The 12249-nt window shown below is 64.7% G+C and carries 14 protein-coding genes and 1 pseudogene; 11 read left to right on the top strand and 4 right to left on the bottom strand.

Features of this window, described 5'->3' with window-relative positions; translation table 11 throughout:
• Window positions 1-30: 30 nt before the first annotated feature.
• A complete protein-coding gene (locus ABIG06_RS18725) occupies window positions 31-561 on the bottom strand; it encodes a DUF3617 domain-containing protein (RefSeq protein WP_124160379.1) in 531 nt (176 codons plus the stop codon).
• A gap of 43 nt (window positions 562-604) precedes the next feature.
• Entirely contained in the window at window positions 605-904 is a 300-nt protein-coding gene (locus ABIG06_RS18720) for a hypothetical protein (protein ID WP_124160378.1), read from the bottom strand.
• A 183-nt stretch (window positions 905-1087) separates the two neighbouring features.
• On the opposite strand from ABIG06_RS18720, the gene ABIG06_RS18715 reads away from it, so the two are divergent.
• From ABIG06_RS18715 to ABIG06_RS18700, 4 genes are all read left to right on the top strand, one after another.
• On the top strand, window positions 1088-1549 hold the full coding sequence (locus tag ABIG06_RS18715; protein WP_124160377.1) for a hypothetical protein: 462 nt from the start codon (window positions 1088-1090) through the stop codon (window positions 1547-1549).
• A 118-nt stretch (window positions 1550-1667) separates the two neighbouring features.
• Window positions 1668-2360, top strand: coding sequence for a ribonuclease T2 family protein (locus tag ABIG06_RS18710; protein ID WP_124160376.1), 693 nt, complete (start codon window positions 1668-1670; stop codon window positions 2358-2360).
• Window positions 2361-2529: 169 nt separating this feature from the next.
• Complete coding sequence (locus ABIG06_RS18705) at window positions 2530-3390, top strand: 23S rRNA (adenine(2030)-N(6))-methyltransferase RlmJ (RefSeq protein ID WP_370138095.1); 861 nt, start codon at window positions 2530-2532, stop codon at window positions 3388-3390.
• Window positions 3391-3652: 262 nt separating this feature from the next.
• A complete protein-coding gene (locus ABIG06_RS18700; RefSeq protein WP_008544396.1) occupies window positions 3653-3868 on the top strand; it encodes a cold-shock protein in 216 nt (71 codons plus the stop codon).
• Between the two features lie 168 nt (window positions 3869-4036).
• On the opposite strand, the pseudogene ABIG06_RS18695 reads toward ABIG06_RS18700, so the two are convergent.
• Window positions 4037-4661 (bottom strand): annotated as a pseudogene (locus ABIG06_RS18695) (outer membrane protein).
• Between the two features lie 235 nt (window positions 4662-4896).
• On the opposite strand from ABIG06_RS18695, the gene uvrC reads away from it, so the two are divergent.
• From uvrC to ABIG06_RS18660, 7 genes are all read left to right on the top strand, one after another.
• Window positions 4897-6975: an excinuclease ABC subunit UvrC gene (gene uvrC / locus ABIG06_RS18690; RefSeq protein WP_370138093.1), complete on the top strand. Its 2079-nt coding sequence runs from the start codon at window positions 4897-4899 to the stop codon at window positions 6973-6975.
• A 97-nt stretch (window positions 6976-7072) separates the two neighbouring features.
• Complete coding sequence (gene pgsA / locus ABIG06_RS18685; protein ID WP_060734879.1) at window positions 7073-7690, top strand: CDP-diacylglycerol--glycerol-3-phosphate 3-phosphatidyltransferase; 618 nt, start codon at window positions 7073-7075, stop codon at window positions 7688-7690.
• A complete protein-coding gene (moaD, locus tag ABIG06_RS18680) occupies window positions 7687-7938 on the top strand; it encodes a molybdopterin converting factor subunit 1 (RefSeq protein ID WP_027565391.1) in 252 nt (83 codons plus the stop codon). Before pgsA ends, moaD begins: the two co-directional genes overlap by 4 nt.
• Before the next feature lie 4 nt (window positions 7939-7942).
• On the top strand, window positions 7943-8410 hold the full coding sequence (locus tag ABIG06_RS18675; RefSeq protein ID WP_370138091.1) for a molybdenum cofactor biosynthesis protein MoaE: 468 nt from the start codon (window positions 7943-7945) through the stop codon (window positions 8408-8410).
• On the top strand, window positions 8410-9369 hold the full coding sequence (gene prmB, locus ABIG06_RS18670; protein WP_370138090.1) for a 50S ribosomal protein L3 N(5)-glutamine methyltransferase: 960 nt from the start codon (window positions 8410-8412) through the stop codon (window positions 9367-9369). The genes ABIG06_RS18675 and prmB overlap by 1 nt, the downstream gene beginning before the upstream one ends.
• A 91-nt stretch (window positions 9370-9460) precedes the next feature.
• On the top strand, window positions 9461-10045 hold the full coding sequence (locus ABIG06_RS18665; protein WP_124160368.1) for a phage holin family protein: 585 nt from the start codon (window positions 9461-9463) through the stop codon (window positions 10043-10045).
• Complete coding sequence (locus tag ABIG06_RS18660; RefSeq protein ID WP_370138089.1) at window positions 10045-11175, top strand: YihY/virulence factor BrkB family protein; 1131 nt, start codon at window positions 10045-10047, stop codon at window positions 11173-11175. Before ABIG06_RS18665 ends, ABIG06_RS18660 begins: the two co-directional genes overlap by 1 nt.
• A 43-nt stretch (window positions 11176-11218) precedes the next feature.
• Here the strand turns inward: ABIG06_RS18660 and ABIG06_RS18655 are convergent, their stop codons facing one another.
• Complete coding sequence (locus ABIG06_RS18655; protein WP_370138088.1) at window positions 11219-12058, bottom strand: class I SAM-dependent methyltransferase; 840 nt, start codon at window positions 12056-12058, stop codon at window positions 11219-11221.
• Window positions 12059-12249 lie beyond the last annotated feature (191 nt).

Here is a 12249-nt window from a genome sequence, read left to right as displayed (position 1 = left end):
GGAGCGCATCGCCTGCGCGGCGAGCAAATCCTACTTCGGCAGCAGCGCCTTCAGCTTGTCCATGTCGCGCACGTTCATCTTGAATCCGCCCGGCATCACGATGTCGCCGGGCTTCTGGTCCGGCTTGCAGGCCCCTAACCACTTGGCTTGCAGCGTCGTGGTGTTATCGCGCCCCGCCGCCCCGGCGACGCCGCCTTGCGCGTGCGAGGTGGTCTTCACCGTGTAGGCCGAGTTGAAATCGCCTGATATCTCGGCGTGCGACGTCGTGCTGACGCCGGCGACGTTGCACTCGGAATCGCTGACATAGCCGGTTGCGGTCTTCTTGATCTCCTGCTTGGCGCAGATCTGCTTGGCCATCGGGGAGACGTTGTTGCTCATCTCCTTGTCGATGGTCTCGTCGGTGCAGTGCTGCATGGTCATCTCGGGCACCGGCGAGCCTGATGTGACCAGCTTCATTTCCCAAAGACCGGCCTTGCGCACCGGCAGGTCGTCGGCGTTGGCGCTGCCTGCCGACAACGCGAGGCAAAGCGTCGAGCCGAGCAAAGCGAGTTTGCGCGTCATGTGGAGGCTCCCGGCCGAGATAGTGCGGCGTTACGATAGCGCCTCAGTAGAGCGTGCGGATCGGGCGATCGGCGGCGCCATAGGGCACCCAGCGGCAGGCGAACGAGATGTAGCCGCCGTCATAGGCCTGCACCCCGAGGAATTTGACGACCTTGCCGTAGCGCGCGCAGTGATCGACCGCGACCTGGCGGGCATCGACCTGGGTCGCCATGGAATAGGCGATGATCCCGCCGGTGTCGTTGCCCTTGAACGGCGGCACCCAATCGGCGCGCGCCGACTGGCTCGCCATCAGACCCGAGACAACCAGGCTGGCGAGAAAACCCGCGGCCGCAATGATTCGCATTACCGTCACTCCAATTGGCTGGCGGCAGTTTACGGTGCCGGGACCGGCGTGAAAAGAACCGAAGCCCTGTTGGCCGCGACATCCTGGTCAACTCCTGGCCAAGTGTTGCCGCGCTGCACTTGACCTCCCCCGGCCTTCGCGGCACCGTCCGACCTTCGCAAGACCTTAGCTGTCGGATTGATCATGCGCGCGCCCTCCCCGAAGTCGTTCCGCTTTGCCGCCCTGCTCGGCCTCATGTTCGGGGCACTGTCGCTCGGCGAGGCCAGGGCCGCCAATCCGCTCGAGTTGAATTTCTGGCTGAGCGGGCCGCGCTATGACGGCGCCGTCGTCGATTGCGACAAGGCCCTGCCGACGATCGCCACCCAGTTCTGGGAGAAGGAAAGCTCGTTCTGGAATTCCTCGTTGAAGATCACCGGCTTCTCCGGCGTTCGCGAGGTCGCGTTCCGACCCTGGCAGTCCGACAACATTCCGCGCCGCTTTTGCACCGGCGACGCCCTGCTCACTGACGGCAAGGTGCGCAAGGTGCACTTCTCGATCATGGAGGATGGCGGCTTTGCCGGCTACGGCGACGGTGTCGAATGGTGCGTGGTCGGACTCGATCGCAACTGGGCCTACAATCCGGCCTGCCGCGCCGCCAAGCCCTGATCCGAAGAACGCCTGATTCGGCTGGTCAGCCGTCAGACGACAGCCGCGTGGATTTTGTTCTTGAAATGTTCTCGTTGCCTGCTAGGCTGTATGCACAGTCTAGTTGAGGGGCGTCGTCATGTTTCATTCCAGATTGCGTTCGTTGTCCCGTCTGATGATCTCGCTGACCCTCGCCGCCGGGCTGGCAACGCTCGCCGGCGGCGCGAAGGCGCAGGACAAGCGCCAGAACGCACCGGGCGAGTTCGATTTCTATGTGCTCGCGCTGTCGTGGTCGCCCTCGTTCTGCGAGGAGGCGGCCGAGCGCGGCGGCCGCTCCCAGATTCAATGCGGCGGACGGCCCTACGCTTTCGTGGTGCATGGGCTGTGGCCGCAATATGAGAACGGCTTTCCGGAATATTGCCAGCGGCCGGCGCCGCGGCTGAACCGCAACATCGTGTCCTCGATGCTCGATCTGATGCCGGCGCCGGGCCTGATCTTCAACGAATGGGACAAGCATGGCACCTGCTCCGGGCTCGAGGGCCGCAGCTATTTCGAGACGATCCGGAAGGCGCGTGCCGCGATCAAGATCCCGGCCGACTATCTCGATCTGTCGGAGGCCAAGACCGTGGCGCCGGCGGAGGTCGAGGAGGCCTTCATCAAGGCCAATCCGGGCCTCAGCAATGCCAGCGTCTCGGTCACCTGCAACCGGACACGGCTGTCCGAGGTCCGCATCTGCCTCAGCAAGGACCTGCAATTCCGCGCCTGTGACGAGTTCGAGCGCCGCGCCTGCCGCCGCGACCAGGTGACGATGCCGCCGATCAGGGGCGGGTAGAGTTCGTCATTCCGGGGCGCGCGGAAGCGCGAACTATGATGCGCCGTTGCGCATCCGAGAAGCCATCTCGCCACAAACACTGCTGACAGATGGATTCCGGGTTCGGTGCTGCGCACCGCCCCGGAATGACGGGAGTTACTTTCATCGCGCGATGTCGTAACTCTCCGCCATGAACTACCGTCACGCCTTCCATGCCGGCAACTTCGCCGATGTCATCAAGCACATCGTGCTGGCGCGCATCCTCACCTACTTGCAGGACAAGCCGGCGGCGTTCCGCGTCATCGACACCCATGCCGGCGCCGGCCTCTACCATCTCGACAGCGACGAGGCCCGCCGGGGCGGCGAATGGCTGACCGGTATTGCGCGACTGCTGCAGGCGCGCCTGTCGAACGAGACCGCGGCGCTGACCAAGCCCTATCTCGACATCGTCCGCGCCTTCAATCCGAAGGGCGAGCTCAAGGCCTATCCGGGCTCGCCGTTGATTGCGCGCGGCCTGCTCAGGCCGCAGGACCGGCTTGTCGCCTGCGAGCTCGAGCCGAAGGCGCGGAAAGCGCTGATCGACGTGCTGCGCCGCGACGAACAGGCCCGCGTGGTCGATCTCGACGGCTGGGTGGCACTGCCGGCCTTCGTGCCGCCGAAGGAGCGGCGCGGCCTCGTGCTGATCGACCCGCCCTTCGAAGCCAAGGACGAGTTCGAACGGCTGGGCCAAGCCTTCTCGACAGCCTTCGCGAAATGGCCGACCGGTATCTATGTAATCTGGTATCCCGCCAAGAGCCGACGCGCCACCGACACGCTGGCGCAGTTTGTGGCGCGGCTCGCAGCCGCAGCAAAACCGCCGGGAAAATGCCTGCGCCTCGAATTCAGTGCTGCGCCGCAAGTCGATGGCGGGCCCCTCACATCGAGCGGGCTTTTGATCGTCAATCCGCCCTACACGCTGCAAGGCGAGCTCAAGACCATCCTGCCCGAACTGGAAATGCCGCTCGGCCAGGGCGGAGCTGCCAGATTCCGATTGGAAGTGCCCAAGCCTTAAAGCCAAGCCGTAACACTCCGGCATTCTTGGGAAAAATATGCAGGAACGGTAGTCAATCCGCGAAGAACCGTATTATGCTGTTTCCGTGACTGGCTTTACGTTCCGCTTCCGCGAATGGTTGCGGCGGAGTGAAGGCCTAAGAAAGATCCGGACGGACCGATGGTCCGTCCAAGGATGGCCAGCTCCCGGGCTCCGTAAGGCCCGGTCATGTCGCGACGTGAGTCTGCGTCGCGGCGGAGGAGCAATGAGGGGGAGTTTCCCGATGGCCATGACGGGAACGGTCAAGTTCTTCAACGGCGAGCGCGGCTACGGCTTCATCAAGCCTGACGACGGCGGTCGCGACGTCTTCGTTCACATCACCGCTGTGGAGCGGGCGGGACTGAAGGACCTTGCCGAAGGACAGCGTATCACTTTCGAAGTCGAACCGGACAAGAAGGGGAAAGGACCGAAGGCGGTCAATCTGGTGATCCTCTCCTAGAGCGTTTTCGCGCGAAGTGGACATCGGTTCGCGGCAAAAACGCGTCAAACGAGAATCCAGAGCCCCGTCCGATTCCATCGGAACGGGAAAGGCTCTAGCCAGCCTGGCGCAAAAAAATCCCGGCCGTGAGCGGCCGGGAGGCTGGTCCGGAATTTTCTTCTTGAGACGTCAGAAGTGATAGTTCACGCCTGCGCGGACAATGCTGGCGCTGTAGCCGTTTGACACGCCCGTAATTGCGAACTGACTCGTGGACAGATCGATGTAAAGATATTCGAGCTTCACGCTCCAGTTCGGCACGAGGCCCACTTCCGCGCCGGCACCAATGGTCCAGCCCGCGGTGGTGTGCGACTCCGTCCAGCCGAAGGTTTCCCCATGCAGCTCGCCGAACGCAAGTCCGGCGGTGCCGTAGAACAGCACGTTGCTGAACGCATACCCTGCGCGGCCGCGCAGGGTGCCGAACCACGGATTGGAGAATTTCCACGGAGCGAAGGTGTCGTCGGCGCCGGCGGCCTGGATGTCACCCTCGACACCGAACACCCATGGGCCGTTCTGGAAATTGTAGCCGGCCTGCACGCCGCCGACGAAGCCCGACGGCTTCGAGGGGTTGTTGTCCACCGAGCCCCATTCATAACCGATGTTGCCGCCGAGATAGGGACCTGCCCAGCTATAGGCATTGAGCGGGCTGGTTGACGGTATAAGGCGCACGCTGCCCATAATTGAGATCGGCGGCCTCTGCCGAAGCCGTCCAGCCGGCTGCAACCAACGCGGCCGCGCCCACAACGAGCCCCTTCATCACTCACTCCAACGCAACTGTTGCAACCCGCGCGACGCCTGCGCCGCCGCGCCGGCCTGTCGCATGGTTACGGAACCAAGAACTTTTCGCGTAGGATTTATCGAGAGTTTTAAGTTAAAGGGCTGTTAAGTCCGGTTACTGCGCTCTTAACAGACTTAAGGAAGCGTTACCGGGACCTGTGCGTGCGGCAGAGCCGGAACTTCAAATCAGCACCCCCAACCCCTAAATTCGTCCCATGGTTCACGATTCCACCGACAATCCGGACGACGCACGCGCGCGCAAATTCCGGCGCGGCACGGCACCGGATGCCCCGCCCCGGGAGATCCAACAGGAGACGACGGCGCCGCCCGACCTCGATCCCGCCAGCGCAAGCGGCGACGACGAGGACGATGCGCGGCTGCCTGATATCCTGGAAGAGAGCGGCGCCGTCGCCGAAGGCCCGCTCGCGACCGGCCACGAGGCGATCGAACGCGCGGTTCGGCTCGCCCCCACCTCGCCCGGCGTCTATCGCATGCTCAATGCGAGTTCCGACGTGCTCTATGTCGGCAAGGCCAAGAACGTCAAAAAGCGTCTGTCCAGCTATGCACGCCAGAGTGCGCCGCTACCGGCCCGCATCCTGCGCATGATCGCCGCGACCGCCACGGTGGAGATCGTCTCGACCAGCACCGAGACCGAGGCGCTGCTGCTCGAGGCGAACCTCATCAAGCAATTACGGCCGCGCTTCAACGTGCAGCTGCGCGACGACAAGTCGTTTCCCTATATCCTGATCACCGGCGACCATTGGGCGCCGCAGATCCTGAAACATCGCGGCGCGCAGAGCCGGCCCGGGCGCTATTTCGGCCCGTTCGCCTCCGCGGGCGCGGTCAACCGAACCATCACCGCGCTACAGCGCGCCTTCCTGATCCGCTCCTGCACCGATTCCTTCTTCGAGAGCCGCACCCGGCCCTGCCTGCTCTACCAGATCCGCCGCTGCGCCGGCCCCTGCACCCGCGAGATCGATTTTCCCGGTTATACGACACTGGTGCGCGAGGCGACCGACTTCCTCTCCGGCAAAAGCCATGCGGTGAAGCGGGAGCTTGCCGGTGAGATGGAGAAGGCGGCCAGTGAGCTCGAATTCGAGCGCGCCGCGCTCTACCGCGACCGCCTTGCTGCACTCTCGGCGATCCAGTCGCAGCAGGGCATCAATCCGCGCACGGTGGAAGAAGCCGACGTGTTCGCCATCCACCAGGAGGGTGGCTTCTCCTGCGTCGAAGTGTTCTTCTTCCGCACCGGCCAGAACTGGGGCAACCGCGCCTATTTCCCACGCGCGGAAAAGACCTTCACACCGGAAGAGGTGCTCGGCTCCTTCCTCGCCCAGTTCTACGACGACAAGCCGCCGCCGAAGAACATCCTGCTCTCGCACGAGATCGAGGAGAGCGAGCTGCTCGCCGATGCGCTGTCGATCAAGGCCGGCCACAAGGTCGAGGTCGCGGCGCCCAAGCGCGGCGAGAAGAAGGAGCTCGTCACCCACGCGCTGACCAATGCGCGCGAGGCGCTCGGCCGCAAGCTCGCGGACACCGCGACGCAAAGCCGCCTGCTGGACGCCATGGCCGCGACATTGAACCTGCCGCACCCGCCAAAGCGCATCGAGGTCTACGACAACAGCCACATCCAGGGCACCAATGCGGTCGGCGCCATGATCGTCGCGGGACCCGACGGCTTCGTGAAGAACCAGTACCGCAAGTTCAACATCAAGTCGGAAGGACTGACGCCCGGCGACGATTACGCCATGATGCGCGAAGTGCTGGAGCGCCGCTTCAAGCGCCTGATCAATCCGCCCGAGGAGGGTGCCGCGAAGGCGAAGGACGACGACTTCCCGCAATGGCCCGACCTCGTGATCATCGACGGCGGCCGCGGACAGCTCAACGCGGTCCGGGAGATCTTTGCAAATCTCGGCCTGACCCAGGTCTCGCTGATGTCGGTCGCGAAGGGACCGGACCGGGATGCCGGCCGTGAGACCCTGTTCATGCCGGAACGCGAAGCCATCAAGCTGGAGCCGCGCGATCCCGTGCTCTATTTCATTCAGCGCCTGCGCGACGAGGCCCACCGCTTCGTCATCGGCTCGCACCGCAAGCTGCGCAAGAAGGACATCCGCGAGGCCGGTTTGCAGGAGATTCCGGGCATCGGCCCGTCACGCAAACGTGCGTTGCTGCATCATTTCGGGACCCTGAAGGAGATCGAACGGGCCTCGATCGCCGATCTCGGCAAGGTTCCGGGGGTGAGCGCCGAGAGCGCCCGAAGGATTTTCGAGTATTTCCATCCCCAGCCGGGATGAACTAAAGGGGGACCGCAGTCATATGAACGTCGTGTCCGCACCTCATTTGGGGCGCGGGACGGTTGACGTTCAGGCAGCAGCGGTATTGGTAGGACGGATGAACATCGCCACCACACGAGGGACGACCAGCCGCGCGATGTCCCTCCCCAACATCCTGACCTACGGCCGGATCGCCGCGATCCCGGTCGTGGTCGGATGCATCTATGCACAGTCGATTCTGGATCAGCCGCTCTGGCTGCGCTGGGTCGCAGTGGCCATCTTCATCGGCGCCGCGGTGACTGATTACCTTGACGGCTATTACGCGCGGATATGGAATCAGCAATCGGCGTTCGGCCGCATGCTCGATCCGATCGCCGACAAGCTGCTGGTTGCATCGTGCCTGTTGATGCTGGCTGCGGACGGCATCATCCACGGCTGGTCACTGTGGGCCGCCATAGTGATCCTGTGCCGCGAGATCCTGGTTTCGGGCCTGCGCGAATATCTGGCTGCGCTCCGCGTCAGCGTGCCCGTGACCAAGCTTGCGAAGTGGAAGACAACGGTCCAGCTGGTCGCGATCGGGTTCCTGCTCGCGGGGCCTGCCGGCGACGAGGTCGTGCCTGTCGTCTCGATGATCGGTCTCGCGTTGCTGTGGGCTTCGGCAATCCTCACCATGTACACCGGCTACGACTATTTCCGCGCCGGCATCCATCACCTCATCAAGGAGGACGAGGGATGAAGGTGAAGTATTTCGCCTGGGTGCGCGAGCGCGTCGGCAAGGCCGAGGAGACGATCGAGCCGCCGGCGACCGTCCGCACCGTCGAGGAGCTGATCGCCTGGCTGTCTGGCCAGGGCGAGGCCTATGCCTATGCGTTCGAGAAGCCAAAGGTGATCCGCACCGCGATCGACCATGCCCACGTCAAATCAGACGCAGCCATCGCGGGCGCCCGCGAGATCGCGTTCTTTCCGCCGATGACCGGCGGCTAGGCTCATGACCTGCCCCGTCACCATCCGCATCCAGGAAGACGATTTCGACATTGCGCGCGAGATCGCACTCCTGACCAACAGCCGCACTGATATCGGCGCGGTCGTGAGCTTCTCCGGCATCTGCCGGGCCGACGAGGACAGCGCCAAGGTCGCCGCGCTCACGCTCGAACATTATCCCGGCATGGCGGAAGAGGAGATCGGGCGCCATGTCGACGAGGCGACCTCGCGCTGGCCGCTGAACGGCGTCACGGTGATCCACCGCGTCGGCCGCTTCATGCCCGGCCAGAACATCGTGCTGGTGCTGACCGCCTCGCAGCACCGACAGGCCGCGTTCCACGCGGCCGAGTTCCTGATGGACTATCTTAAGACCAGTGCGCCGTTCTGGAAGAAGGAAGAGAGCGCCACCGGCACGGGCTGGGTCGAGGCCCACGCCCGCGACGACGAGGCCGCCGCGCGCTGGACCAAATCCTGATGGCCAAAGTGACGAAAAAGACCGCGCGCGGCCGCGCCGCGCCGAAGCTCGCGAAGGTGGGGCCCGGGGAGCTTCTCACGCTGCTCGACTTCGTCCGTTACGCGGCGAGCCGTTTCGTCGAGGCCAAGCTCGCCTTGGCCCACGGCACGACCGACCCGGTCGCGGAAGCCGTCTTCCTGGTCTGCGAGCCGCTGCATCTCAATCCCGGACATTTCGAGGGCTTCGCCAATGCCCGCGTGACCGCCGCGGAAGGCAAGACCATCCTCGATCTGATTCATCGGCGCGTCACCACACGCAAACCGGCCGCCTATCTCGTCAACAAGATCTATATGCGCGGCCTGCCCTTCTATGTCGACGAGCGCGTCATCGTTCCGCGCTCCTTCATCGGCGAGCTCCTGGAGTCGCATTTCGGCGCTGACGGCGAGGCCGGATCGCTGATCGACGACCCGACGGCCGTCGAGCACGTGCTCGATCTCTGCACGGGCTCGGGATGCCTTGCGATCCTCGCTGCGCATCATTTCCCGAACGCCACCATCGACGCCGTCGACATCTCCAAGGGCGCGCTCGAGGTCGCTGCGCGCAATGTCGGCGAATACGGGCTCGAGGACCGCATCAGCCTCCATCGCGGCGACCTGTTCGCCCCGCTCGGCGGCAGGAGATACGACCTGATCATCACCAACCCGCCTTACGTCGATGCCGAAGGCATGGCGGCGTTGCCGCCGGAGTGCCGGGCCGAGCCGAAGCTCGCCTTCGACGGCGGCGCCGACGGTCTCGACGTGGTGCGCCGCATCCTGCGCGATGCGCCCGATCACCTGACGCCGCATGGCGGGTTGATCTGCGAGGTCGGCCGCGGCCGCGAACTGGTCGACGAAGCCTTTCCGGAACTGCCGCTGCTCTGGCTGGACACCGAAGAGTCCGAGGGCGAGGTATTCTGGATCGCGGCCGCCGATCTCACTTGATTCATCACGACGGATCACGCTGCGTCGGAACAAGTCAAATACCGCCACGTTCATCCCCCGACGAATTCTGTAGTCTTCGGAGGGTGTCCGCATGCTCGCGCCATCGGGCGAATTGCTGCGCGCCGGCATGGCGCTCAAGCTCAATCACGTCAAACGCGCCGCTCAATCCTATTTGCGTGACCAGACCAGCCACGCAACCGGCAAGGTGACATCTTACGCGATGGCCGGCGGGCTGTTCGCGGTCGCGGGCCTGTTCGTTGTCGCAGCATTTTTCGTCGGACTGATCGCCCTGTACCGCTGGATCGCGATCACTTACGGCCAGTTCTGGGGATTTGGTGCCGTCGGCGCCCTGCTGCTGGTGCTGGCTGCGGTCTGTGCCGGGGTGGCAATGGCGCAGATGAAACGCAAGGCCAAGCCGATCGTGCCGCTTGCGAGCCGTCTGCGCGTGGCGGTCGCGACGCCCCGGATCCCGCGTGGAACGGTCAAGGAGGCGGTGAAGGAGGTCGCAACGACGATTCCCCTCGCGCCGCTCGCACCGGGCGAGCGCGGCGGCATCAAGACCTGGCCAGCCCGCGCCAACCGTCCCGTGCAGCTCGGCCTGATGCTCGCGGCGGTCGGCTTGGTCGGGCTGACGGCCGCCCGGCGGCGACGCAACAAGCACAGTCTGGAGGCCTGATGCTGGCGCGGCGCCCCGAACAGATCGACTCCTGGCTGCTGGTGGCGGCGACGGCAGTGTTCGTGCTGACCGCGGAGCGCTACTTTCAGGATTCCGGCCTGGCGAGGCCGGGGCCTCCGCAAGAGCACCGCAAGGGCGAAGCGAATTCCCCGGAAACGCACCCGGCCGGCGCGGCGATGCAGCCGGGCCGCGGCCGCCGCGCGAAAAGTCCGTTGGAGATTCCCTGGTCGGGCTGGAAGGATATCTTCTGGCGGACCTATCAGCGCATCGACGAGGACCGCCTGCTCGCGACGGCGGGCGGCGTCGTCTTCTTCGGGCTGCTCGCGCTCTTCCCCGCAGTCACCGCGCTCGTCTCCTCTTATGCTCTGTTCGCCGATCCCGCCACGATCAGCGCCAATCTGCACACGCTCGCGACCATGCTGCCCGAGGGCTCGTTCCAGATCGTCGAGGACCAGGTCGCGCGCGTGGTCTCGAACGGCAATACGACGCTCGGCGTCACCTTCCTGGTCGGCCTGCTGCTTGCGATCTGGAGCGCCAATGCCGGCGTCAAGGCGATCTTCGACGCCCTCAACGTCGCCTATGAGGAACGCGAGAAGCGGAGCTTTATCCGGCTGAACATGGTCTCGCTGGCCTTCACCGTCGGCGGCATCTTGGCGCTGCTGTTGATGGTGGGAGCCGTCGTCGCCTTCCCACTTGCGCTCAATCATCTCGGCATGGCGCCCGAAAGCAAGCTAATCGTGGCGCTGGCTCGATGGCCGCTGCTGTTCATCATCCTGCTGGTTGCGCTCGCCATCCTCTATCGCTTCGCGCCGAGCCGTGACGCGCCGCGCTGGCAATGGCTGAGCCTCGGCGCCGTGACCGCCGCGCTCCTCTGGATCGCAGGCTCTGCCCTGCTGTCCTGGTATCTCTCGGAATTCGCCAATTACAACGCGACCTACGGCTCGCTGGGCGCGGCTATCGGCCTGATGATGTGGATGTGGATGTCGGCGATCGTCATCATGTTCGGCGCCGAGCTCAATTCGGAGATCGAGCGGCAGACGCTGCGCGACACGACCACCGGGCGGCCGAAGCCGCTCGGCACCCGGGACGCCGTTTCAGCCGACACGGTCGGCGCCACCGCGCCATTTTGATCTGTGGCGGTCGGGCCGGCCGGCCCGACCGCATCCCGGGCCATCAGCGCTTGGTGATCACGGCTTCCAGATATTCGCTGTGCACCGCGATCGTGCCGTCGTCGGCGTGGTTGAACTCCCCGAGCAGCGCCAGCAGATCCCGCTTCAGCGCGGCCTGGCCGCTCTCGTCGAGGGCGGCAAACGCCTTCAGCGTAGGCCCGTAGAAGGTCTTGAAGATGTCGAGCCAGTGGTCCGGCGAGCGATAACGGAACACGAACATGCGCGTCTCGGCGGCGATGTCGGAAGCCTGGCTTCCGAACATCTCTTCAAGTCGCGCAGCCGTGCCCCACAGCGCCGGTGACTTCACCCCCGCCGGCGGCGGCAAATGCCGGCCGATGGTCTTGAACAGCTGGCCGATGAAACCTTGCGGCGTCCAGTTGGCGAGGCCGATCTTGCCGCCGGATCTGCAGACCCGCGCGAGCTCGGAGGCGGCCTTGTCCTGATCCGGCGTGAACATCACGCCGAAGGTCGAGAGCACGACGTCGTAGGTGGCATCGGCAAACGGCAACGCTTCGGCATCCGCCTCGCGGAACTCGACCATGAGATGTTCGGCCGCCGCGCGCTCGCGTCCCCGCTTGAGCAGTGCCGGCACGTAATCGGTGGATGTGACCTCACACCAGCGCCGCGCCGCGGCCAGCGTCGCGTTGCCGTTGCCGGCGGCGACGTCAAGCACCTTGCTGCCGGCGCGTAAGTCGATGGCCTCACAGAGCTGTTCGCCGACGATCTGCAGGGTGGTGCCAACAACGGCATAATCGCCCGACGACCAGGCGCCGTGCTGGCGCTGCTTGACGGCGGCAAGATCGGGTTCGGCTGCGGTTGGCTTCAGCGCTGCGGATGTCGACATGGCAATCTCCTGTGGTTGAAAACGCCGGGACGATAGGGCGCATGCGGTCCGCTGGCCTTGAGAGCGGCGTTATTTTACGCTGAGAGTGCCTTGATTTCCGGATGGGAGCCGCGGCGAGCCTGATACAGGCTGCCGGACGGTCGCTATCCCCTCGAATCAACAATGATGTTAGGGTCATGCATTGCTTGGGG

Origin of the sequence: Bradyrhizobium sp. USDA 326 (assembly GCF_049739485.1) — a bacterium.
Classification (GTDB): Bacteria; Pseudomonadota; Alphaproteobacteria; order Rhizobiales; family Xanthobacteraceae; genus Bradyrhizobium.
The sequence above is the reverse complement of the archived record's forward strand: the minus strand, read 5'-3'. Positions and strand labels throughout refer to the sequence as shown.